Source organism: Aeromicrobium sp. UC242_57 (assembly GCF_044452305.1).
Classification (GTDB): Bacteria; Actinomycetota; Actinomycetes; order Propionibacteriales; family Nocardioidaceae; genus Aeromicrobium.
In genome coordinates this window covers 440,169-462,550 of sequence record NZ_JBIOAM010000005.1, presented here as the reverse complement: position 1 = coordinate 462,550, position 22,382 = coordinate 440,169, and the positions used below count along the sequence as shown (strand labels likewise).

The window sequence follows — 22,382 nt, the reverse complement described above, 5'->3', positions numbered from 1 at the left end:
CGGCCCGCTCGAAGGTCTGCTCGTGGTGGATCTTTCCCGAGCCCTCGCAGGCCCCCAGGCCACCATGATGATGGGCGACCTGGGTGCCCGCATCGTCAAGGTCGAGGTGCCCGTGGTCGGCGACGACACACGCGGCTGGGGGCCGCCGTTCCGGTGGCCGGAGCCGGGGTCGTCGACGCACCAGGGCGTCCCGGGGCCCGACGCCGAGGACCGGGAGTCGACGTACTTCCTGTCGGCGAACCGCAACAAGGAGTCGATCGTCCTCGATCTCAAGCAGGAGGCGGAACGGGCGGTGCTCCTCGAGCCGTCACCCTGGCCGATGTCGTCGTCGAGAACTTCCGCACCGGCGTCCTCGACCGCCTGGGCCTGGGGCACGAAGCCCTGCACGAGCTCAACCCGCGGCTCGTGGTCTTGTCGATCACCGGTTTCGGCCACGACGGGCCGGAGGGTGGGCGTGCCGGCTACGACCAGATCGCGCAGGGCGAGGGCGGGCTGATGTCCCTGACGGGGGCGTCGCCCGACGATCCGCAGAAGGTCGGCACCCCGATCGCGGACCTCTTGGCCGGGATGTACGGCGCGTTCGGCGTCCTCGCGGCGCTGCGTGAGCGCGACGAGACGGGCGCCGGCAGCGTCGTGAGGTCCTCACTCCTCTCGGCCGTCGTCGGGGTCCACGGGTTCCAAGGAACGCGCTGGACCGTGGCAGGAGAGGTGGGGCGGGCCAAGGGCAATCATCACTCGGCGATCGCGCCCTACGGGCTGTTCAGATGTGCCGATGGCGCGGTCCAGATCGCGGTCGGCAGCGAGAAGCTGTGGCGGGAGTTCTGTGCGGGCTTCGACCTCGATCCGATGCGCGAGCCGTTCACCTCCAACGGCGACCGGGCAGCGAACCTGGACGCCCTGATCGACCTCGTCGAGGACGTCTTCGCCGACTGGCCGGCCGAGAAGCTCCTCGAACGGCTGGCGGTCGTCGGCGTCCCGGCCGGGCGGGTGCGCAGCATCGACGAGGTGTACGAGTGGGAGCAGACCCGCAGCCAAGGACTCGTGATCGACGTCGACCATGCGACTCTCGGCCGGCTGCAGCTTCCTGGACCGCCATTGCGCTTCTTCGACCCGGCCGGCGCCGAGACCACGGCACGCGGCGACTCGGCCCCGCCGGTCCTCGACCAGCACGGTGATGCCATCCGCGCGTGGCTCCAGGACCGACGGTGACCGCCGCTGTCAGGTCGTGACGAGGACCGGTGAGCCGGCGCGCGCTGGGGTTGATGCGGCGAGTGCCGTCTCGAGATCGGCGATCAGGTCGTCGGCTGCTTCCAGCCCGATCGACAACCGCACGATCGCGGCCGAGGGTCGCGCTTCGGGCGTGACAGGCCGGTGGGTCAGTGCTGCTGGATGCTGGATGAGCGAGTCGACCCCGCCCAGCGAGACCGCATGGGTGAACAGCGAGACGGCCGACGTCATGGCGAGTGCCTGGTCGTAGCCGCCCCGCAGCTCGAGCGAGATCATCGCCCCGGGCCCTGACATCTGCCGTCCGACCAGCCCGGTCGGATCGTCCAGTCCGGGGAAGTGCACGCGCTCGACCGACGGGTGGCGGCTCAGGTGCTCGGCGATCCGGATCGCCGTGTCCTGCTGGGTGCGGACGCGGACGGGCAGGGTGGCGAGCCCGCGGTGCAGCAGGTAGGCGCCGAGCGGGTGCAGGATCGATCCGGTGATGGCCCGGACGCGACGCAGCGCGGCCGCGAGCGGCTCGGTGCAGGCGATGACACCGCCGACGACGTCCCCGTGCCCGCCGAGGTACTTCGTGGCGCTGTGCAGGACGAGCGAGGCGCCGAGATCCATGGGGTTCTGCAGGATCGGCGTCGCGAAGGTGTTGTCGACCAGCACCGGCACGCCGCCCGAGGCGGCGACCACGGCGCGGATGTCGACGAGCTCCAAGGTGGGGTTCGCCGGCGTCTCGAGGATGATCATCGCGGTGTCGGGCCTGACCTCGGCTGCGAGGTCGGCGGCGTCGCAGAACGTGACGTCGACTCCCAGAAGTCCAGAGGCGAGCAGGTGATCTGTCCCGCCGTACAGCGGACGGACGGCGACGATGTGGTGCCGTGCGTTGTGGTGCGTGGTGGCGAGGATCGCCGCGCTCATCGCGGCCATGCCCGACGAGAAGGCGACGGAGGCGGGCGCGTGCTCGAGGCGGGCGAGCGCCACCTCGAACCGGGCGACCGTGGGGTTCCACAGTCGGGCGTACACCGAGCCGCCCTCCGGATGGGGCATGCCGCCGGTCGCCATCATCTCGTACGACGTCCCACCGGTCTCGATGTCCGGCAGCGGATTGGTCGACGACAGGTCGAGTGGCAGGGCGTGCACGCCGAGCGCTTCCAGGTCTTCTCGTCCTGCATGGACGGCGATCGAGTCGAGGTGCAGCTGTTCAGTCAACATGGCGCCATCTTGGGCATATCCGCAATGAGGAGCAATACTGATCGCGGAAGCAGTCGCCCAACGGCAAAACTGGTGCAGGATCCACAAGGAGAAGGCAGATGAATGTCGACCGCCCGAAGAATCCTCAACCCGGTCAGCAGGCCTTGGACGGCACGGACCTCGCGATCCTCGCGGCGCTGGTCGAGGACGGCCGAGTGACGAATGCGGCGCTCGCGGCACGAGTCGGGGTGGCGGAGTCGACCTGCGCGTACCGGGTCCGCGCCCTGCGTCAGTCAGGTGTCGTCGCGAGCATCAACGCGCGGCTCGACCCCGACGTGCTCGGTCATCCGGTGCAGGCGATCATCAAGGTGCGACTCGGAAGCCACGACCGGCTCCACGTGTACCGGCTCTACGACAGCCTGGTCGCCATCCCGGGCGTCCTGTCGGTCTTCCACGTCGGCGGTGAGGACGACTTCCACCTGCACGTCGCGGTGCAGTCTCCCGGGGTGCTGCGCGACCTGGTGCTGGAGCACGTGACCACCCATCCGATAGTCCGGCAGACCGAGACGCAGCTCGTCTTCGAGGTGCGCGAAGGGGTCGGGGGTGCTGCCGTCACGCGCACGGAGCTGACCGTCGACTTACATGCTGATTGACATGTCAAGAACCTCTGGGTAAGTTCTGCTCCACGCACGCCGACGGAGTAGTGAGAGGTGCCTGGAGATGGCTGAGAACGTACCGGGCGAGGCTCTGGCGTGAAGGCCGCCGATCTCGGGCTGCTCCGTCTTCCGGGCAGCCCCACGCTGTCACCTGATCGGCGCCACGCTGCGGTGTCGCTCAAGCGGGCCGATCTCGGCGACGACCGCTACTACGCCGATCTGTGGCTGGCAGCCGTCGACGGCTCGACGCCGCCCGTCGCGATCACGTCCGGTGGGCTCGACACCGATCCGGTCTGGTCGCCGGATGGCCGGCAGCTGGCCTTCCTGCGACTCGATCCCGAGTCGGGCCCCCAGCTCCACGTCGTCCCCGCCGACGGAGGGGAGCCGCGACGGGTGACCAGCCACCCGCTGGGAGTCGCCGAGCCGAGGTGGTCCCCCGATTCGGGCAGCATCGCCTACATCGCGCGCGTCCCCGACAAGGGCCGGTACGTGCACCCCGTGCTGCTGACCGCGGCGAGTGAACCACCCCGCCGGATCACGACCCTGCGCTACCGCGCCGACGGTCTCGGCTACACGAACGATCGTCGGAAGCACGTCTTCGTGGTGGACCTGGCCGATGGCGGGATCACCCAGCTCACCTCGGGCGATGCCGACCACCAGCACGTCGCGTGGAGTCCTGACGGCACCCGGTTGGCCTTCGCCTCTGCGCGTCATGCAGACCGTGACTCGGTGCCGGCGCGTGACGTGTTCGTGATGACGCTCGCCGACCGGGCGACCCAGCAGGTCACGACGACGAGCCTGCGGGCCGGGCAACCCGCCTTCAGCGCGTCCGGCGACCGGCTCTACTTCCTCGGCGCTGCGATCGGCGGGCCGCTCGAACGAGACGTTCTGCAGCCCGACGGGCCTGTGGGTCGCCGAGCTCTCAGGAGGAGCGCCAGCCCGACGGCTGACCTCCGCCGCGACGGTCGACCTGGTCGAACCAGCGGCAGGGCCTGCGCTGGTTCCGGTCAGCGATGGGGTGCTCACGATGATCGAACGCCGCGGTGCGGTCGACCTGGTTCGAGTCGACGACCCGGCGAGATCGTCGACGTCCTGGCAGGCCCCGGTCAGGTGATCGGCTTCGCCGCCGTCGACGACACGATCGTCGCAGCGGTAGCCGACGACACGAGCGCTGGGGAGCTTGAGGGCCCTGACCGGCGACGGCGAGAAGACGCTGACTTCATTCGGTGTCGAGCTCTCGTCGGCAACGTCGGTGCGGCCGATGCAGGAGATCTCGGGAGCGGCCCCTGACGGCTATCCGGTGCACGGCTGGGTGCTTGCGCCGGAAGGCCCGGGGCCGTTCCCGATGATTCTCGCGGTGCATGGCGGTCCGTACCGCCAGTTCGGCTGGCGACTCCTCGACCAGGCGCAAGCCTGCGTCGACGCCGGCTACCTCGTCGTGATGGGCAATCCCCGCGGTTCATCGGGATATGGCGCCGAGCATGGTCATGCCGTGCGAGGAGCGTTCGGTGAGGTGGACGTCGACGACTTGACGGCACTGATCGACGTGGCGATCGCCGAGCACGGGGGGAGACCCGCACCGGGTCGGTGTCGTCGGAGCGTCCTACGGGGGTTTCATGGCAGCCTGGCTCGCGGCAACGTCCCGACCGGTTCGCAGCCGCGATCAGCGACCGACCATCTGTCGACTGGCGTGACTGCGACGTCGACGACGACTTCGACTACACGCTTTTCTACATCGGCTCAGATCCGGAGGTCCAGTGGCAGAAGTCGCCCCTCGCGCACGTTCGCGACGTCACGATGCCGGTGCTGGTCGTGGTCGCCGAACAAGACCTGCGATGCCCACCCGGCCAAGGGCGCCAGCTGTTCTCCGCGCTCACCAGGGCCGGCAAGCAGACCGAGCTGCTGTCGTTCCCCGGCGCGAGTCACATGTTCCATGACTCGGGACTGCCGAGTCACCGGATCGCCCGTCTCGATGCGATCATCGATTGGTTCGACCAGCACCTGACCGGCGCGGACCAGGGCGCCTCATGACGCTGACGCTCGAAGGTCTGCCCGCGCGCACTCCTGCCGACGCCCCGTTCACGCTCCGTGTGACGGGCGCTGTCCCCGGGCAACCGGTGCTCCTCGAGGTGTGGCTCATGAGCTGCATGGACGCCGACTGGACCGGACGTTTCAGTGCCACGGCCGATGCCCACGGTGTGCTCGACCTCAGCACGACTGCGCTCGACGGGCTCGACGAGCCCGATCCGACGACCCTGCTCTGGGCGCTCGATCGCGTGGGGCCGCAGGACACGCCAGGGTCGGACGGTGCGCTCGTGTGGCGCATCCGTGCGACCCAGGACGAGGACGTCGTGGAGGGCCAGTACCTCCGGGTCTTCCGGGGAGCCGGGGTCACGGTGCAGGCTGCAGGCGCCGCTCGCCGGGCGCCTCTACCTGCCGGCCACGACGGAGCCCCGACCTGCGGTGATCACGCTCACCGGATCGGGTGGCGGGATCAACCACGAAGAGGCGCAGCTGCTGGCGAGCCGTGGCTTCGTGTGCCTCGCGCTGGCGTACTTCAACTATCCGGGGAGACCCGACGACCTGTTCGAGCAGCCCCTCGAGTACTTCGGGGAGGCTGCAGCGTGGCTCGCGAGCCACCCCGCTGTGAGGCCCGGGGCGATCGCGGTCAAGGGCCAGTCGCGCGGCGCCGAGCGCAGTCTGCTGCTGGCGGCGCACGTCCCAGCTGTCACGGCGGTCGTCGGGATCGTTCCTAGTGGGTACGTGTGGGGCTCGTTCACGTCCGACGGGCGCGACGGTGCCGCGTGGACGCTCGACGCCTTGCCGGTGCCGACCGTGTCTGCCGAGCATCTGGTCGCCGGGCGATCCGTCGTCGTCGACGGCGCGGTCGAGGCGACGCCCGGCTTCCGTGCGGCGATCGAGTCGACGCCCCCGCACGGCTGGAGAGAGCAGAGATCCCGATCGAGCGCAGCCACGGCAGCGTCCTGCTGGTGTGCGGTGCGGATGACGCGATGTGGGACTCCGTGGCGCTCAGCGACGTGCTGCTGCGTCGAGCCGAGGACGCGCCTGTTCCGGTCGACGTGCGACGGGTGATCCTGCCGGACGCCGGTCACAACCTCTCGCTGCCCTACCTGCCGGTGGTCACGTCGGTGGTGCACCCGGTCAACGGCGTCACCTACGCCTACGGCGGCACCCGGAAGGGCACGGCGTCCGCCCGGGTGACCGCGTGGACCGAGATGCTCGGCTTCTTCGACACGGTGCTGCCCCAGGGGCAAGCCGCGTGCGCATTCGGACCACGGGCGACCCGCGCCAACGCCTAGGGTGATTCAACAGCACGCACCACTTGGCTCACGACGACATCAAGCAGCAAGAGGAGATCATCCGATGAAGGACACAGCCAGTGGGGGCCTTGCCGGAACTGTCTACACGCACATCAAGGCCCGCATCCTGACTGGTCAGGCCCGTCCCGGACAGGTCATCGCGGCTCACCAGATCGCTCAGGAGATGAACGTGAGCCGGACGCCGGCGCACGATGCCCTCAAGCGGCTCGTAGCGGAGGGATACCTGGTCGCGCAGCCGCGGATCGGCTACACCGTGACGCCGATCAACCTCGATGAGGTGCGCGACCTGTTCCAGATCAGGATCCGGTTGGAGTGTCTCGCGGCCGAGCTGGCTGCTGCGGCGTTCACTCCTGAGCACGCAGCGGCATTCGCGGCCGCCAACAAGAACGCCATGGCCGAGGTCAAGCGGCTCGCCAAGCGGCCGTCCGATGATCCCGAGGTCGTCGAGACGATGGGCGGGCTGCACCGGTCGTTCCACCAGATGATCGCGGAGATCTCGGGCAATCGACGACTCGTCGCGATGATCGGCGCGCTGCAGGACGAGATGCAGCGGTTCTGGGCGCTGATGCCCGGCTACCTCAGCCAGTCCTACGTCTTCTTCAACGATCCCGAGCACCAGGAGATGTACGACGCCATCGCGGCCAAGGACGCCGACCGGGCCCGCGCCTCGGTCGTGCGTCACCTGCGCGCGAACCTGCGCACGTTGTTCGATGCCCTGCTCCCCGAGGATCCACCGGCTGGCGAACCGATCATCCCGCCGTGGGGGGCGACGCTCGATGCGCGCGGGGCCACGGCCGACGTTGACGCGACCTGATATCTCGGCAGCAGCCTGCCGGACGTTGAGGGCCGGCCTCGGTTCGTCGTGCGTCGTCACGGGTCGTCGACGCCAGACGGTGGCACTCCACGCAGTGGTGTGACGGTGCTGTTGCGCCGTTCGCGAGCGCCGTTCAGGTGGGAGGTCCGCGGTCGCGCGCGTCCTGGTGCTCGACGCGTCTGCAACCGTGATTTTCGCTGGGCTGACCTGCCGCAAAGAGGCTTGACATGTTTATCAACATGCGAGTAGCGTCCAACTTCCGACGGTTGTGTCCTGGCCCACATGGATCGCACGACACTTCGACGTCGGGCCCTTCCCAACGCATGAAACGGAACCCGCTCGCAATGACATTGCGCTCCACCATCCGATACGTCCTCGGACGCCTCGCTGGAGCGGCCATCTTGTTGGTCGTCTACTCGTTCGGCATCTACTCGCTGCTGGCCCTCGCGCCCGGCGACCCGGTCCGGTTGCTGCTCGGCACCCTGCCGGCCACTCCTGAGACCCTCGAGGCGATCCGTGCGCTCTACAACCTCGACGATCCCTTCCTCACCCAGTACTGGAACTGGCTGTACAACGCAGCCCACTTCGACCTGGGCCAGTCGGTGCTGACCGGCCAAGGCGTCTCCTCCGCGATCGCCGAACGCGCCGGCATCACTGCGCAGCTCGGTGCACTGACCTTCGCGATCACGATGATCGTCGGCATCCCGCTGGGAATGGCCGCCGGACTCAAGCGGGGACGGCTCCTCGACCGCGTGGTCTCGCAAGCAGCGATGATCTCGGTCAGTGCGCCATCGTTCGCGGTCGGCATCCTGCTGATCATCGTGTTCGCCGGTCAGCTGAACTGGCTCCCGGCGATCGGCGGAGGCTCCGGGGGCATGGACCGGCTGGCGCACCTGATCCTCCCAGCGGCGGCGCTCAGCACCGCAGCCATCGCCCTCGTCGTGCGCTACACCCGCACCGCCGTCATCGAGGTGGCCGGCCAGGACTACATCGTCGCGGCCAGGGCCCGAGGCCTCAAGCCGAGTCGCATCCTGTTCGCGTACGTCCTGCGCAACTCGCTCGTGCCGGTCATCACCGCAGCCGGTGTCGTCCTGAGCTTCGTCATGGTCGGCGCCGTCGTCGTCGAGGCGACCTTCGCCCTGCCAGGCCTCGGCAGCCTGCTGGTCACCGCCGTCCAGCAGAAGGACCTCCCGGTCGTCCAGGGCGTGACCCTCGTGATGGCCGCGACCATCTTCTTGATCAACCTGCTGACCGATCTCGCGTATCTCTTCGTGGATCCGCGCATCGCCGTGAATGGGGACAGCCGATGAATCCCGATGCCTCGACAGGGCTTGACCCGATGACATCCGCCGCGACGAGCCCACGGGCCAGGCGCAAGCGCCCGACGTTCGGGGTGATGCTGTGTGGCTTCTACCTGGCATGCGTCGTCGTCGCCGGCGTGCTTGGGACCTGGCTGGTGCCCTCGGCCAACGTCCAGAACCTGACCAACGGCCTCCAGGGAATCTCCGGCGAGCACTGGCTCGGCACCGACGACCTGGGCCGCGACATCTTCGGCCGGCTCGTCCTCGGAGCCCGCACGGCTCTCTACGGTCCGCTCATCATCGCGGTCGGCGCCTTCATCATCGGCTCGGTCCTGGGGCTGGTCGCCGGGTACATGGGGCGCTTCGCTGAAGGAGCCATCATGCGGTGGGTCGACCTGATGTACGCCCTGCCGGGCGTCCTCATCGCGATCGTGGCGATCGGCGTGCTCGGTGGCGGCTACTGGGTCGCCGTGTTCGTCATCATGTTCTTGTCTGCTCCGTACGACACCCGACTCGTCCGGGCTGCCACCATCGAGCAGCGATCTCGGCCCTACGTCGAGGCCGCCGAGACCATGGGCCTGTCGAAGCGACGGGTCATGTTCCGCCACATCTGGCCCAACGTCCTCCCGCTCGCGGTGTCCCACGCATTCTTCAGCTTCGCCTTCGCGCTGATCAACCTGTCGGCCCTGTCCTTCCTGGGTCTGGGCTCGACGCCCGGCAGCGCCGACTGGGGAGCCATGCTCGCCGAGAGCCAGTCGATCCTGCTGGAGAACCCGCTCACCGCGCTGGGCCCGGCACTGGCGATCATCCTGACCGCCGTCAGCGTCAACGTCATGGGCGACTACGTGTTCGACCGACTCTCCTCGAAGGGACTCGACCATGCCTGAGTCGACCACTCGACTGCTCGAGGTCTCCGACCTGTCGATCAGCCACCGCACCAAGGACACATCCCGCGTCGTCGTCGACACCGTCGACCTGCATCTCGACCGCGGCGAGACGATCGGCATCGTCGGAGAGTCAGGCAGCGGCAAGTCGTTGTCGGTACGGGCACTCCTGCGGCTTGCTTCCCCAGAACTTCGAGGCCACCGGCACGGCTCACCTCGACGGCGTCAGCGTGCTGACCGCCTCCGAACGGGACATGCGCAAGGTGCGCGGACGCAAGGCCAGCATGATCCTGCAGGACCCGTTCACGATGCTCAATCCGCTGATGCGGGTAGGTCGTCACCTCGAGGAGGTGCTGCGCGAGCAGCCCGCCTACCGGGCGATGTCACGTGACGAGCGTCAGGCCGAGATCCAGCGCCGACTGGCCGAGGTCGGCATCACCGACCCGACCGTCGCGAGGCGCTACCCGTTCCAGCTGTCAAGGGGCATGCGCCAACGCATCGGCATCGCCGCGACACTGGCCACAGACCCCGATCTGATCATCGCCGACGAGCCCACGACAGCGCTGGACGCTGTGACGCAGCAGGACCTGCTCAAAGCCTGATCTCCATCCAGCGCCAGCGCAACATGTCGATGATCATGATCACGCACGACCTGCGGGTCGCGTTCTCGGCCTGCGACCGGGTCTACGTGATGTACGCCGGGGCGATCATGGAAGCCGGCCCGTCCGGCTGCTCGCGGACTCGGCGCGGCATCCGTACACCCTGGGACTCCTGGCATCCGAGCCTCCGCTGGACCGTCGTCTGCGTCGGCTTCCAGTCATCAAGGGCGAGCCCCGGGCGCGCGGCGCAGCAACGCGTGCCGGTTTGCCGACCGCTGCGACTGGGCCACCTCCAGCTGCGCCGATGCCCGGCGCTCCTGTCCCGATCGGTGATCGACGCGCCTCGGCGTGCATCCGGGTCGACGAGATCACCGCCGAGATGGATGCACGTCGAGCGAGGTCGAGGCACGGTCGGCAGGAGAGCACGGCCGACGTCGTGCGGTCGGCTCCCGTCATCGTCTCGATCGACGGCGCCTACAAGGAGTACGGCCGCGGCGACGCCGTGGTCGCAGCCCTCCAGGACGTCTCGGTGACAGTTCCGCCAGGGCGAGGCAGTCGCGCTCGTCGGCGAGTCCGGCTCGGGCAAGACCACTCTGGGCGCTGCCTGGTGGGTCTCGAGTCGATCACCCGGGGCAATGCCACGGTCTTCGGGATCGACATCACCCAAGGGACGTCGATGTCGAAGGAAGATCGAGCCGCCTGGCACTCCAAGGTGCAGTACGTCTTCCAGGATCCCTACTCGTCGCTCAACCCGCGGATGACGGTCGAGCAGACGCTCGCAGAAGCCATCCGGCAGTGCGCCAGCACCGGGTCCGGTGGCGAGCCGCGGTCGCCGAGGTGCTCGAACGGGTCGGTCTGCGACCTGAGTACGCGGGTCGTCGTCCAGCGGCCCTGTCGGGCGGAGAACGGCAACGGGTGGCGATCGGCCGGGCGCTCGCGCTCCACCCGAGCTGCTGATCTGCGACGAGCCGGTGTCCGCGCTGGACGTCTCGGTGCAGGCGCAGATCCTCAACCTGCTCAACGACATCCGGCGAGACACCGGTATCGCGCTGCTGTTCATCTCGCACGACCTCGCGGTCGTGCGGCAGATAGCCGACTGCGGTCTACGTGCTGGAGAAGGGCCGCCTGGTCGAGTCAGGCACCTCGGACGTCCTGGACGCTCCGAACTCGGGATACACCAAGAAGTTGCTGAGAAGCAGTTCCCAGAACGTCATCCGACTGGCTGGGCAAGTACTCACAGACGGGTAAGGCACTGAAGAAAAATGTTCACGCGTTCCGGTTGGGCATCGTGGCCCTGGGAGCGCTGCTGGTCATCAGCGCGTGCAGCTGGACCTCCCGATGATGGCGGCGGAAGCGATGGTCCCAAGGACACGCTGACGATCGCCACCGGCGCGGTCCGCAGCGTCGACCCGGCCCGCCAGTACGACCAGCCGTCCTTGTGGGTCAACGGCTTGGCGCTGGAAGGTCTCATCAAGCCGCATCCGAGCGGCAAGGTGCAGCCGGCGCTGGCTGAGTCGTTCGAGAACCCTGACCCGGTCACGTACGTCTACACGCTGCGCAAGGGCGTCAAGTTCTGGAACCAGGCCGAGGTCACGCCAGAAGATGTCGTCTTCTCGCTGAAGCGCTATCAGGAGCAGACCGCGCAGACGGCCAGCAAGTACAAGTCGGTCAAGTCGATCGAGGCCACCGGCCCGATGGAGGTCACGGTCAAGCAAGGAGCCTGACTCCTCGTGGCAGTACACGCCCGCGTACGCCGGACAGATCGTCGAGAAGAAGTTCGCCGAAGCGCATGCGAAGGACCTCGGCGGACCTGGCGTCCTGACGATGGGAACCGGGCCGTGGAAGCCGACGGAGTTCAACTCCAGCGCGGGAATGACGTTCGTCAAGAACGACAGCTGGTGGGGCGCCGACGAGGCCGGTGAAGACTTCACGAATGCCTGGAAGACGGTCAAGCTGGTGTTCGCGGCCTCGGTTCCGGCCGCTGCGGCTCTGCGCGCCGGCGACGTCGACGGTGTCGTCGGCAGTGACGGCACGGCCTTCGCCGGCTCCAGCTCGAAGATCACCACGGCGCCCACCGAGACATTGGGCTACGTGACTCTCCTGACCGACAAGGGCCCCCTTGCGGACGTCCACGTGCGGCGCGCGTTGGCGCACCTGATCGACCGCCCGGCGATCATCAAGTCGGCGTTGAAGGGCTTCGGTGACGAGGCCAACGAGATGACCTCCAAGCGCGTCTGGACCGGCTGCCGAAGGACCAGGTCGAGGCGGCGTACGCCGAGATCCCCGCATACGAGTACGACCTCGACGCCGCGAAGAAGGAGCTGGCCCAGTCGGCATACCCCGATGGCGCGACGATCGTGGCCGAGACGATCTCGACGTACCCGTCCTTCGTGCGCACGACGGAGATCCTCAAGGAGGCCGCCGCCAAGATCGGCATCACGATCGACATCAAGGGCGTTCCGGGTGCCCAGTGGCTGACCGACTCGACTGATCACAAGATCGAGCTGACGGTGTCGACGTTCTCGAGCCTGTCGCCGGATCCCAACTTCTACCCCGACACGCTGATGCGTGCTGACGGTGTGGGCGCTGGCGGGTCGAACTACGCCGACCTGGAGGCCCCGGGACTGGCCGATGCGATCAGTGCGGCGAGTGCCGCGCCGGCGCAGAGCGAGGAGCAGCTAAAGGCAGTCGTCGCAGCATTGAAGGCCAACGCCGACCAGGTCGGGTACATCCCGGTCTACACGCAGAAGGCCGTGTTCGCCCACGACGCGAAGATCTCGTTCGACGACTTCTCGCAGTACTCGATGGGAACGCCCTACCCGCTGTTCATCAAGTGACGGGCTGACCACACGCAGGCTCAGGGCCTGGGACCGGCAATCGCCGGTTCCAGGCCCTGTGGCTTCCCCACCCGCTGCGGTTTCCCACGAGGCCTGGGGTTGTTGGCACTGTCCCTGCGTCACAGCGCACGGTGGGTGGCAAGGACGCTCGGTGAGTCGTTGGGGAGCCGTTGGGGGGTGGACGCGTGCCGTGGGGGGTGCGAAGGCCCCGAGGTCTCGTGGGAAACCGACGCGGGCGGCGGGGGCGGGTTAGACGGGGGGCAGGATGCCGGTGCGGTCGAACTCGGCCAGGGCTGTCGCGTACGGGGTGATGTCGATGTTCTTGGCCGCCAGCCAGGCGTCGTTGTAGTACGTGTTCTCGTACCGTTCGCCGCCATCGCACAGCAGTGTCACGACGCTGCCGGTCTGGTTGTCGGCCCGCATGTGGCCGATCAATCCCAGTGCAGCCCACACGTTGGTGCCGCTCGATCCACCGACCCGGCGGCCCAGGATGTTCGAGACCCACCGCATCGTGGCGATCGAGGCCGCATCAGGCACCTGGACCATCTCGTCGACGACCCCACCCACGAACGACGGCTCGACCCGCATCCGCCCAATGCCCTCGATCCGTGACGGCAAACCAGTGGTCACGTCCGAGCTGTCGGTCCGCCACCCGTCGTAGAACGCGGAGTTCTCCGGGTCAGCGACCGCGACCCGGGTCGCGAACCGGCGGTACCGCACGAACCGGCCGATCGTGGCCGACGTGCCACCAGTACCGGCACTGACCACGATCCAGGCCGGGCAGGGATGCGGCTCGGCGGCCATCTGCTCAAAGATCGACTCGGCGATGTTGTTGTTACCACGCCAGTCAGTGGCCCGTTCGGCGTAGGTGAACTGATCCATGTAGTGCCCACCACACCCAGCAGCCAGGTCACGGGCCACGTCATACACCGTGCCCGGGTCGTCGACCAGGTGACAGCGTCCACCGTAGAACTCGATCAACGCGATCTTCTCGACACTGGTCGAGGCCGGCATCACCGCCACGAACGGCAACCCGATCAACCGGGCAAAGTACGCCTCGCTGACCGCAGTCGAACCACTCGAGGCCTCGATGACCGTCGTAGACGGCCCGATCCACCCATTGCACAACGCATACAAGAACAACGACCGAGCCAACCGGTGCTTCAGACTCCCAGTCGGATGGACCGACTCGTCCTTCAGATACAGGTCAACACCCTCAACCGGAATCGGCAACACATGCAGATGCGTGTCAGCACTGCGATTGGCATCAGCATCCACACGACGGATCGCCTCAGCAATCCACGCCCGACTCTCAATCGACGTCTTCGGCACTGGTCACGGTCCTTCGGTTCAGGGGGTGTGGATCGTGCAGATCAGTCCGTCGAGCACGACAGGAGCGTCGAGGCTCCCTGGCGACCAGCCGACGGACACGATGCCGCACGATCCGTGGTGGAGGCTGATCTCGACCTCGCCGTCCGACAGGACGATCGAGTCGTCTGAACGGTGAGGCTGGTCGAGGCCGCAGCACACCAGCAGCTCGGCCAACCACGACGGCTCCGGCACCTCGAGCGTCATCGAGACGATGTCTGGGCCGTCGGCCGGACCCGTCGACATGCCGACCTCCCACTGGATCAGGAAGGGGATGAACGGGTGCAGGGCGTCCTCGGTGACCTCGCAGAACTGCCAGGCATAGGCCTCGCCGGTGGGTGCCACCCGGCTGCCGGCGACCGGCTCGCTCGTGACGAGGCCGAACTGCTTCAGCCGATCGCGGCTCGTCTCGAGATCGTCGACGTTGACCGCCCACGACAGCGGGCCGACGCGGGAGCGCACGCTGAGGGCCGTCGCATGGGTCGACTCGTCAGAAGCATCGATCAGCTCCAGATAGGCATGGCGTTGTCCGCGGACCAGGGCATTGGTCGTGCCGGTGGGGTGCGTGCCGCCGGGTACAGCGACCAGCCCCGCCTGACCCCACCGGTCGATGGCCTCGTCGAGCCCGCGGACCGACACCAGGATGTGATCGACTCTGCCGTGCCCCGAGGTCGGTCCCGACCTCATCGAGGAGTGGGTTCGAGAATGATCTTGCCGAGCACCTTGCGCTGCTCGAGCAGGTCGAACGCCTCGCTCGCCTGGGCGAGCGGGAGGATCCGGTCGATCTGCGGGCGGAGCTGTCCGGTGCGGACCAGCTCGACCAGGGCCTCGAGATCGGAGCGGAGCCAGCCATCGGATCCGAGCAGGTCGAGCTCGAACGTCCAGAGGTAGCGCAGGTCGGTCTCGACGGCGTAACCGGCCGTCGCGCCGCAGTTGAGCAGACGTCCGCCCTTGCGCAGGCTTCGCAGGGAGGGTCCCCACGTGTCGCCACCTGTGAAGTTGACGACGACGTCGACCCCGCCGCGACCCGAGACGCGCGGCTTGCCGTGGCGCTCGTGGATGACCTTCATGAAGTCGTCGCTCTGGTAGTTGATGCCCTCATCGGCACCCATCGCGACGCTGCTCGAAGCTTGGCCTCGCTGGAGGCGGCCGCGATGACGTGAGCGCCGGCGAGCCGGGCCAGCTGGACGCAGCCAGTCCCGACACCGCCCGACGCGCCCAGCACGAGCACCTTCTCGTCGGCCTGGATCTGGCCGCGGGTCATCATCATGCGGTAGGCGGTGCCGTAGGCGACGGGAAGCGCGGCGGCGTCGGCGAACGACACCTCGTCGGGCAGGTGCATCAGCGTCCTGGCGTGGACTGCGACGAAGTCGGCGAGGCCGCCGTCCATCATCTCGCCGACCAGCTTGTTCTCGACGGTGTCGTAGGGATCGATCAGCACCCGGTCGCCGACCTTCCAGCCGTCGACGTCCGGTCCGATCTCGACGATCTCACCGGCAATGTCGATGCCCATGATGATCGGGAAGGGAATCGTGATCCCCGGCATGCCCCGGAGGGTGAACAGGTCGTGGTAGTTCAGTGCGCAGGCCTTGACGGCCACGACGACGGAGCCGGGCCCGGCGACTGGGTCGGGCCAGTTGTCGTGGACCTCCATGCGGTCGGTGTCGCCGTGCTCTCGGATGACTACAGCCTGCACTCTGGATCTCTTTCTCTTGGCTGGTGGCGCGGGGGATGGGGCAGCGGGTTCAGCTGGTCGCGGTGCTCAGGCTGACGCGCCCGATCGCCGTGAGCCGACCTTGTTCATCGGTCACGTCGACGTCGGCCACACCCACGCTGCGACCGGCCCGACGGACCGTGGCAGTCGCCGTGAGGAGCCCACCGCTGGACGGCCTGACGTAGTCGACGCGCAGGTTGATCGTGGGCACGATCGTCTCGGTCGCCATGATCGTGGCGAAGACGGCAGCGGTGTCGATGAGCGATGCGACCGGCCCGCCGTGGAACTGGGGTTCTCCGGCGATCCGCTCGAGCTCGGGACGCAGCGGCATCTCGAGCGTCAAGATGCCGGCGTCACGATCGGCGACCGTGCAGCGCAGCCCCAGGAAGACGTTGTAGGGCGAGGTGGCGAGCAGCGCGTTGAGACCCGTCACGGACGTGTCGAGTGGGGGCGAGGTGGTCATGACATCCATCCATTCGTCGATTCGAGCTGTGCGGCGAGCTCGTGGAGCCGGCGCCGGTCGATCTTGTTGGTGCCGGCGAGGGGAAGGTCGGTGCTCGCGGCGAGTCGGCGTGGGTGCAGGTAGGCCGGTGCCCGGTCGATCACGAACGTCTTGATCTCGGCGGCCTGCAAGCTCGGCGCCTGCGGCGGGGACCACGAAGGCAACCGGGATCCGTCCCCGTTCGTCGTCGGGGAGAGACACGACGGCGGCCTGGTTGATGCCCGGGTGGCGTTCGAGGATGCTCTCCAGCTCGCCCGGGATAGATGTTCTCTCCGCCACACACGAACATGTCGTCGGCGCGGCCGACGAAGTAGTAGAAGCCGTCCGGGTCGCGGCGCATCAGGTCGCCGCTGGAGTACCACCCGTCGTCGAGGACTGCAGCCGTGGCTCTGGCAGCTGGTGGTAGCCGCTTGTCACGGCCGGATTTCTCATCATGAGGACGCCGTGATCGTCGTCCGGTCCGCCGACGAGCTTGACCTCGGATCCGTCGAGCGGGTGCCCCAGGGCGAGCGGTGGCCGCTCGAGGCCTCGAGGGTGTGCCCCGAAGATGGCCGGGCCCGACTCGGTGGTCCCGTAGGACACGATGACCTGCGCGGCGGGGATCTGCTCGGAGATCCTCGCGACCTGCTCGACCGTGATGGGGGCCGAGCCGAGCGAGAGCGAGCGCACGGACGACAGCTTGGACGGGTCGTCGCCGACCTCGCGCATCGCCCGGATCCACATCGTCGGGACGGCGGCAACGGTCGTGACGGAGTAGTTCTCGATCGCTGCGACGTAGGCGGATGCCTCGAATCGCGGGCAGATGATCGTCGTGAATCCGAGGGCGATTCCTCGGCACAGGGTGATGAGCCCGTTCATGTGGAACAGCGGCTGAGCGATGATCTGCGTCTCGATGCGCCGGGGTGCCTCGGCGGAGATGGTCCGCAGCGCCCACAGCTGGCCCTCATGGGTCAGGGGCACGCCCTCGGGCACGCCGCTCGATCCGGAGGTGTAGAGCATCTCGGCCACGTCGACGGCTGGCCCGGGACCGGCGGGAGCGGGCGCTGCGGCGAGCAGGTGCTGGAGGTAGGGCGTGTGCGGGTCGTCGAAGTCGATGACCGAGGACCGGCCTGCCAGGGCTTTTCGCCCGGCGTGGTCGACGAAGGTCATGGCCACGGAGGCATCGCGAACGATGTGGTCGAGGACGTCGCTGCCGGACTTGATGTTGATGGGCACGGCGACCAGGCCAGCCTGCATGATGCCGAGATAGGCGATGACGTACTCGACTCGGTTGGCCGACATGATGCCGATCCGCGCGCCAGGCTCGAACGATCGGCTGCGTAGATCGGTCGCAGCTGCCGAGACGAGGTGCGCGACTTCGGGATAGGAGTACCCGGCGGGCGTCTCCGGATCGCGCAGGTCGATGAAGGCCAGCCGGTCGGTGCAGGTGGCGTGCAGCCGCGTGATGTCACCGAGATTCGTGATCTCGGCCAGGGTCGGGGCTGCGGCAGGATCCGTCGAAGCTGTGGTCGGTCCTTCGGCAGGCTGGGTCATGACCGGCCCTTCCCGTACGTGATGGCTAGCTTGGAATGTCTTTAAGCATGTTACTGACCTCCGGTTTGATTTGTCCACAGGCCCATCACGTGGGGCGAGCTGAGAATGTCAGCGTGCCGGCAGCTCTTGGACCGTCCACCGGTTGCCATCAGGGTCGGTGAACGTCGTGAAGACACCCCACGGCTGCTCGTCGAGTGGGCTCGCGTCGACGCCGGCCGCGATGAGCTCGTCGCGCGCGGTCGCGGCGCTGTCGACCACGACCTGGATGTTGTCGAGCGAGCCGGGCACTCCGTCGTGGATGCCCTCGCCGAAGGCGATCGAGCAGGCCGATCCGGGCGGGGTGATCTGCACGAAGCGGGTGTTGTCGTCGACGCGGACGTCGTGGTCGAGCGTGAAGCCGACCTGGTCGACGTAGAAGTCTCGTGCCCGGTCGGTATCGCTGACCGGCACGAAGATGAGTTCGATCTTGCAGTCCATGGCGAGTCTCGTTCTGTCGGGCCGCGGGCCCGTGCGCCCTGCGGCATGAACGCCATTCTCGCCGTCACCGCAGACAGTTTCCAGGGTCGTGCGCCTCAGGGGCCCAGCAGCGCCAAGGGGACTACTGCGACGCCGTCGTCGCGTCGGTACGCACGGGGACCGGTGTTGACGAGCACGCGTTCGACGACACGATCCCCCAGCTGTGAGTGAAGCCAGTTGAGGGGGCGCACATCCTTGTCGCTGACGCCGTCGCTCAGCTTGATCTCGATTGCGACGACCTTGCGATCGGGACGTTCGACAATCAGGTCGATCTCGTGCTCGGTGTTCTTGGTGCGCAGATGGCTGACGCTTGCTTCTGAGCGGCCGGAATAGACGCGAACTGACTGGACGACTAGCGACTAGAAGAGGGCTCCGAGCCATGTCGTGGTGTCCTGCCTTGCGATCACGCGCTCACCTAAAGATGCGTGTGAGGTGCTCGCGGTAGACGTCGACAGTCTGACGTGCGGGCTTCTCGTCGTCGCCAGCCGTTGCTGCATCCAGGATGACGCTGTATGACGCGTCGGTTGATGTCGCGGCCCCGTATGCGGCCAGCCAACGACGCAGGGCTGCTGGCCTTCGCACAGTGACACCGCTTTCGGGGAGCTCGCGATCAACGATGCGAGCGAGGTAGCTGTCCAGCTGGGTGCCTCGTGCAGCTTCGGGAAGATCTCGAAGTCCCGGGAATCCTGAGCGGAGTATCTCGTCAGCGTACTGAGGGAGGTCTACCGTCGACTGGCCGAAGATCTGCGGCATCTCGCCCTCGATGAGGGCCTGAAGCGACACTGTGGCGTTGCTGACCCCCCTCTCAGCGAAGGAGGGTGGCCGCATGGGCAGGCTGATGATCCGTCCTGCGCCAGAGTGGACACGCACCCCGGGTCCGATGCCTGCGGAGCCAGTGAGCAGGAAGCGGCCGCCGGTTCGGTCGTCATCCACGGCCTGGCGCACTCGGTCCCACACCTGACGTTCGAGCTGCCACTCGTCGATACAAATGGACGACCTACTTCAGCAACCCTCCGCCGTCGATCGGCAGGGCGACGCCGGTGATGTAGCGCGCTTCGTCGGAAGCCAGGAACAGCAGCGCGTTGCTGATGTCGATCGACTCGATCCACGGGATCGGCAGCGGGATCGTCTCGCCGGAAGCGCGGGCGAAGTCTTCTTTCGTGGGGTTGTCGATGTGGGGGCTGAACAGCTCGTACATTCCCTGGTGCTGCACCATCGGGGTGTCGACCTGTGACGGGTTGATCGCGTTGACCCGGATGTTGTGATCGGCAAGCTCGGTGGCGAGCGTCTTCATGAGTCCGACGACGCCGTGCTTGGCCGAGACGTAGTGCCCGATGCCCGCATTGGCTCGTAGCCCGGCGAGCGACGAGGTCAGCACGATCGAACCGCCTTCGCCTTGGCCGATCAGGTGGGGCACGGCGGCCTTCGCGGTGCGCCAGACGCCGCTGAGGTTGATGTCGATCATCTCGCCCCAGGTCTGCTCCGACAGGTCCTCGATATTTCCGAACGAGAGAATTCCGGCGTTGGCCGACACGATGTCGAGCCGTCCGAACTTCTCGATCCCGTCGTCGAGCGCGGTCTTGAGCGAGTCGAAGTCGCGCACGTCGGCGTCGGCGAAATGGATCCGCTGACCGGTCGCCTCGACGAGCCGAACCGTCTCTTTGAAGTCATCGGCTGAGGCCATCGGATAGTCCGCCGTTGCAATGGTTTTCAGCGTGTCGATCGCGATGATGTCGGCGCCTTCCTCGGCGAGTCGAACCGCATGGCTGCGGCCCTGTCCGCGGGCTGCTCCGGTGATGAATGCGACCTTGCCAGCTACTCGTCCGGCCATCGTGAATCTCCTCCTGGTGGGTGTTAGCCGGCGAGGCTACCCCACGTCACGAGTCCGAAAACAGCCCTGGGGGTGGGCTCGCAATCGGATCCAATCTGGGTATTTACAACTCGATGAGACCTGTGCCACACTCGCTCCAGCAGTACCGAGCGATCGCTCGGTCGGAGTTGATTTGAAGGAGATTGGCCGTGACGCTGGAAGTGACGACTGCAGGTTCCGTCGAGAGCGCGGAGGCCGTTTTCGCCGAGTGGCTCAACCAGTTCGCCTCAGCCGTGGAGTCGCATGCGGCCGATCAGGTGCTCAGCCTGATCACCGACGACTGCTACTGGCGCGATCTGCTGGCCCTGACCTGGGACCTCGGGACCTTCCACGGCCGCGACGCGATCAGCGCCTTGCTGGCTGGCTCTCTCGAGGCCGCTTCGCTCTCGGACTTCAGCCTCGACGCCGGACACGCGCCCCGTGTGGTCCCCGGCGACGACGGTGACACGATCGAAGGCTTCTACCTGTTCGAGACGCCGACGGCTTGGTGCCGCGGAGTCGCCAAGCTCGTCGAGATCGACGGCCAGTGGCGTGCGGCATCGGTCATGACCGGTGTCGAGGACGTCAAGGGCCACGAGCGGGCCATCGGCGGACGGCGTCCCACCGGACCGCGCCACCTGGCCGACGCCGCTCGAAGCGCAACTGGAAGGACCGCCGGGGCGAGAGCATCACGTACGCCGATCGTGAACCTGACGTGGTCATCATCGGCGCCGGCCAGGGTGGCCTCGCGGTCGCCGCGAACCTCGGCCTGATGGGTGTCGACGCCCTGATCCTGGAGAAGAGCGAGCGCGTCGGAGACGGCTGGCGCAAGCGCTACCACTCCCTGGTCCTGCACGACCCGGTCTGGGCCGACCATCTTCCGTACCTGCCGTTCCCGAGCTCGTGGCCGATCTTCTCGGCCAAGGACAAGATCGCCGACTGGTTCGAGTTCTACGCCGAGGTCATGGAGCTCAACGTCTGGACCAACGCCGAGATGTACGACAGCTCGTACGACGAAGCCTCCGGCGTATGGACGTTGAAGGTCCGTACCGCCGACGGTGAGCGGATCCTGCACCCCCAGGACGTCATCCTGGCGACGGGTGCGGCCGCCGAGGTCAACCTTCCCGACATTCCCGGTCGCGACTCGTTCGAAGGAATCTCGTACCACTCGAGCGCCCACGTGTCGGGCGCCGACTGGTCAGGCAAGAAGGCTGTCGTGATCGGTGCCGGCAACAGCGCGCACGACATCGCCCAAGACCTGTACGAGGCCGGCGCCGACATCACGATGGTGCAGCGTTCGTCGACGCACATCATCAGCCAGGAGCACGGCATCCCGGCGATCTTCGGTGCGAACTTCACCGAGACTGGGCCGCCGACGGAGTACGCCGACCTGCTGGCCAGCGCGACACCGTGGCCGCAGGTGCTGGAATTCGCGGTCGAGGGAACCCGGCAGACTGCCGTCAAGGACGCCGAGCTGCTCGCCTCGTTGGAGGCAGTGGGCTTCCAGCTCAACGACGGCCCGGACGGCACCGGCCTGCTGGGCTTCGCGCTGCAGAAGGGCGGCGGCTACTACATCAACGTCGGCTGCTCGCAGCTGATCGCCGAGAAGAAGGTCAAGCTCGCCGCAGGAGCGGGCCTGGCCCAGTTCGTCCCGACCGGGGTGACGCTCGACGACGGACGCGAGCTCGAAGCCGATGTCGTGGTCCTGGCCACGGGCTACAAGAACATGCGCGAGACCGGCCGCCGGCTGTTCGGTGACGACGTCGCCGACCGCTGCCCCGACGTCCTCGGCATCGGTGAGGACGGCGAGATCGGCGGCCTGTACCGGCGCACCGGCGCACCAGGGTTCTGGTTCATGGCCGGCCCCCTCGCCTGGGTGCGCATCTACTCCAAGCACCTCGCGCTGCAGATCGTCGCCATGCAGAAGGGAGTCATTGCTCGCTGAACCTGACGGCGAAGCACTGCCACCGGATCTCGGCCGTCACCGGCAGCGACCTGACCGTCATCCCGTGAGAGCCAGAGCTCTCACTTCCAGTTCGGCCGACCGGCCGGACAGCTG

At 67.4% G+C, this 22,382-nt stretch carries 27 protein-coding genes and 4 pseudogenes; 19 read left to right on the top strand and 12 right to left on the bottom strand.

Annotated elements, in window-relative coordinates; all coding sequences use genetic code 11:
- Positions 1 to 64 precede the first annotated feature (64 nt).
- A pseudogene (locus tag ACHMWU_RS24360) lies at positions 65 to 241 on the top strand (CoA transferase); the annotation flags it as partial.
- Between the two features lie 71 nt (positions 242 to 312).
- Positions 313 to 1,209, top strand: a complete 897-nt coding sequence (locus ACHMWU_RS24355) for a CaiB/BaiF CoA transferase family protein (RefSeq protein WP_396049200.1) — start codon at positions 313 to 315, stop codon at positions 1,207 to 1,209.
- 9 nt (positions 1,210 to 1,218) lie between these two features.
- On the opposite strand, the gene ACHMWU_RS24350 is transcribed toward ACHMWU_RS24355, so the two are convergent.
- Positions 1,219 to 2,430, bottom strand: coding sequence for a trans-sulfuration enzyme family protein (locus ACHMWU_RS24350; RefSeq protein WP_396047911.1), 1,212 nt, complete (start codon positions 2,428 to 2,430; stop codon positions 1,219 to 1,221).
- Between the two features lie 98 nt (positions 2,431 to 2,528).
- Here ACHMWU_RS24350 and ACHMWU_RS24345 point away from each other — a divergent pair, with 98 nt between their 5' ends.
- The 15 genes and pseudogenes from ACHMWU_RS24345 (at position 2,529) to ACHMWU_RS24275 (ending at position 12,841) form a co-directional block, all read left to right on the top strand.
- Entirely contained in the window at positions 2,529 to 3,062 is a 534-nt protein-coding gene (locus ACHMWU_RS24345; RefSeq protein ID WP_396047909.1) for an Lrp/AsnC family transcriptional regulator, read from the top strand.
- Between the two features lie 99 nt (positions 3,063 to 3,161).
- Positions 3,162 to 4,355 (top strand): TolB family protein, encoded by a 1,194-nt coding sequence (locus ACHMWU_RS24340; RefSeq protein WP_396047907.1) that lies wholly within the window; start codon positions 3,162 to 3,164, stop codon positions 4,353 to 4,355.
- Positions 4,327 to 4,566: pseudogene (locus tag ACHMWU_RS24335) on the top strand (alpha/beta hydrolase family protein); the annotation flags it as partial. The gene ACHMWU_RS24340 and the pseudogene ACHMWU_RS24335, both read left to right, overlap by 29 nt.
- An 86-nt stretch (positions 4,567 to 4,652) precedes the next feature.
- Positions 4,653 to 5,096, top strand: a complete 444-nt coding sequence (locus tag ACHMWU_RS24330) for an alpha/beta hydrolase family protein (RefSeq protein ID WP_396047905.1) — start codon at positions 4,653 to 4,655, stop codon at positions 5,094 to 5,096.
- 432 nt (positions 5,097 to 5,528) lie between these two features.
- Entirely contained in the window at positions 5,529 to 6,158 is a 630-nt protein-coding gene (locus ACHMWU_RS24325; protein WP_396047903.1) for an acyl-CoA thioester hydrolase/BAAT C-terminal domain-containing protein, read from the top strand.
- Positions 6,056 to 6,385 carry an acyl-CoA thioester hydrolase/BAAT C-terminal domain-containing protein gene (locus ACHMWU_RS24320; protein ID WP_396047901.1) on the top strand — a complete coding sequence of 110 codons (330 nt, stop codon included), beginning with the start codon at positions 6,056 to 6,058 and terminating at the stop codon, positions 6,383 to 6,385. The genes ACHMWU_RS24325 and ACHMWU_RS24320 overlap by 103 nt, the downstream gene beginning before the upstream one ends.
- A 64-nt stretch (positions 6,386 to 6,449) precedes the next feature.
- A complete protein-coding gene (locus ACHMWU_RS24315; protein ID WP_396047898.1) occupies positions 6,450 to 7,220 on the top strand; it encodes a GntR family transcriptional regulator in 771 nt (256 codons plus the stop codon).
- 350 nt (positions 7,221 to 7,570) lie between these two features.
- Positions 7,571 to 8,530, top strand: coding sequence for an ABC transporter permease (locus ACHMWU_RS24310; protein WP_396047896.1), 960 nt, complete (start codon positions 7,571 to 7,573; stop codon positions 8,528 to 8,530).
- Between the two features lie 29 nt (positions 8,531 to 8,559).
- A complete protein-coding gene (locus ACHMWU_RS24305) occupies positions 8,560 to 9,408 on the top strand; it encodes an ABC transporter permease (RefSeq protein WP_396047893.1) in 849 nt (282 codons plus the stop codon).
- Positions 9,401 to 9,544: pseudogene (locus ACHMWU_RS24300) on the top strand (ABC transporter ATP-binding protein); the annotation flags it as partial. The gene ACHMWU_RS24305 and the pseudogene ACHMWU_RS24300, both read left to right, overlap by 8 nt.
- Positions 9,545 to 9,581: 37 nt before the next feature.
- Complete coding sequence (locus ACHMWU_RS24295; protein ID WP_396047891.1) at positions 9,582 to 10,007, top strand: ATP-binding cassette domain-containing protein; 426 nt, start codon at positions 9,582 to 9,584, stop codon at positions 10,005 to 10,007.
- A gap of 301 nt (positions 10,008 to 10,308) precedes the next feature.
- Positions 10,309 to 11,196, top strand: a complete 888-nt coding sequence (locus ACHMWU_RS24290) for a hypothetical protein (protein WP_396047889.1) — start codon at positions 10,309 to 10,311, stop codon at positions 11,194 to 11,196.
- Between the two features lie 70 nt (positions 11,197 to 11,266).
- On the top strand, positions 11,267 to 11,728 hold the full coding sequence (locus ACHMWU_RS24285) for an ABC transporter substrate-binding protein (protein WP_396047887.1): 462 nt from the start codon (positions 11,267 to 11,269) through the stop codon (positions 11,726 to 11,728).
- A pseudogene (locus ACHMWU_RS24280) lies at positions 11,631 to 12,182 on the top strand (ABC transporter substrate-binding protein); the annotation flags it as partial. The gene ACHMWU_RS24285 and the pseudogene ACHMWU_RS24280, both read left to right, overlap by 98 nt.
- Positions 12,183 to 12,238: 56 nt before the next feature.
- Positions 12,239 to 12,841, top strand: a complete 603-nt coding sequence (locus ACHMWU_RS24275) for an ABC transporter substrate-binding protein (protein WP_396049199.1) — start codon at positions 12,239 to 12,241, stop codon at positions 12,839 to 12,841.
- Positions 12,842 to 13,090: 249 nt separating this feature from the next.
- Here ACHMWU_RS24275 and ACHMWU_RS24270 read toward each other — a convergent pair whose 3' ends face one another.
- The 11 genes from ACHMWU_RS24270 to ACHMWU_RS24220 form a co-directional block, all read right to left on the bottom strand.
- Positions 13,091 to 14,173, bottom strand: a complete 1,083-nt coding sequence (locus ACHMWU_RS24270) for a PLP-dependent cysteine synthase family protein (RefSeq protein WP_396047885.1) — start codon at positions 14,171 to 14,173, stop codon at positions 13,091 to 13,093.
- Between the two features lie 18 nt (positions 14,174 to 14,191).
- Positions 14,192 to 14,896, bottom strand: a complete 705-nt coding sequence (locus ACHMWU_RS24265) for a VOC family protein (protein WP_396047883.1) — start codon at positions 14,894 to 14,896, stop codon at positions 14,192 to 14,194.
- Positions 14,893 to 15,321: a zinc-binding dehydrogenase gene (locus ACHMWU_RS24260; protein ID WP_396047881.1), complete on the bottom strand. Its 429-nt coding sequence runs from the start codon at positions 15,319 to 15,321 to the stop codon at positions 14,893 to 14,895. Before ACHMWU_RS24260 ends, ACHMWU_RS24265 begins: the two co-directional genes overlap by 4 nt.
- Entirely contained in the window at positions 15,276 to 15,863 is a 588-nt protein-coding gene (locus tag ACHMWU_RS24255) for a zinc-binding alcohol dehydrogenase family protein (RefSeq protein WP_396047880.1), read from the bottom strand. The genes ACHMWU_RS24260 and ACHMWU_RS24255 overlap by 46 nt, the downstream gene beginning before the upstream one ends.
- A gap of 91 nt (positions 15,864 to 15,954) precedes the next feature.
- Positions 15,955 to 16,386, bottom strand: a complete 432-nt coding sequence (locus ACHMWU_RS24250) for a PaaI family thioesterase (protein ID WP_396049198.1) — start codon at positions 16,384 to 16,386, stop codon at positions 15,955 to 15,957.
- The gene (locus ACHMWU_RS24245; RefSeq protein WP_396049306.1) at positions 16,383 to 16,589 is read right to left on the bottom strand and encodes a hypothetical protein; all 207 of its coding nucleotides are present in this window, start codon (positions 16,587 to 16,589) and stop codon (positions 16,383 to 16,385) included. Before ACHMWU_RS24245 ends, ACHMWU_RS24250 begins: the two co-directional genes overlap by 4 nt.
- 175 nt (positions 16,590 to 16,764) lie before the next feature.
- Positions 16,765 to 17,958 carry a class I adenylate-forming enzyme family protein gene (locus tag ACHMWU_RS24240; RefSeq protein WP_396047878.1) on the bottom strand — a complete coding sequence of 398 codons (1,194 nt, stop codon included), beginning with the start codon at positions 17,956 to 17,958 and terminating at the stop codon, positions 16,765 to 16,767.
- A gap of 108 nt (positions 17,959 to 18,066) precedes the next feature.
- Entirely contained in the window at positions 18,067 to 18,435 is a 369-nt protein-coding gene (locus ACHMWU_RS24235) for a glyoxalase superfamily protein (protein ID WP_396047876.1), read from the bottom strand.
- Positions 18,436 to 18,530: 95 nt separating this feature from the next.
- A complete protein-coding gene (locus ACHMWU_RS24230; protein ID WP_396049197.1) occupies positions 18,531 to 18,773 on the bottom strand; it encodes a hypothetical protein in 243 nt (80 codons plus the stop codon).
- Positions 18,774 to 18,885: 112 nt separating this feature from the next.
- Positions 18,886 to 19,257, bottom strand: a complete 372-nt coding sequence (locus ACHMWU_RS24225) for a hypothetical protein (protein WP_396047874.1) — start codon at positions 19,255 to 19,257, stop codon at positions 18,886 to 18,888.
- 214 nt (positions 19,258 to 19,471) lie between these two features.
- Positions 19,472 to 20,305, bottom strand: coding sequence for a mycofactocin-coupled SDR family oxidoreductase (locus ACHMWU_RS24220; protein WP_396047872.1), 834 nt, complete (start codon positions 20,303 to 20,305; stop codon positions 19,472 to 19,474).
- A gap of 188 nt (positions 20,306 to 20,493) precedes the next feature.
- Between ACHMWU_RS24220 and ACHMWU_RS24215 the strand changes: the two genes are divergently transcribed.
- A complete protein-coding gene (locus ACHMWU_RS24215; protein WP_396047870.1) occupies positions 20,494 to 21,096 on the top strand; it encodes a hypothetical protein in 603 nt (200 codons plus the stop codon).
- The gene (locus ACHMWU_RS24210) at positions 21,039 to 22,268 is read left to right on the top strand and encodes a flavin-containing monooxygenase (RefSeq protein WP_396047868.1); all 1,230 of its coding nucleotides are present in this window, start codon (positions 21,039 to 21,041) and stop codon (positions 22,266 to 22,268) included. The genes ACHMWU_RS24215 and ACHMWU_RS24210 overlap by 58 nt, the downstream gene beginning before the upstream one ends.
- Positions 22,269 to 22,382 lie beyond the last annotated feature (114 nt).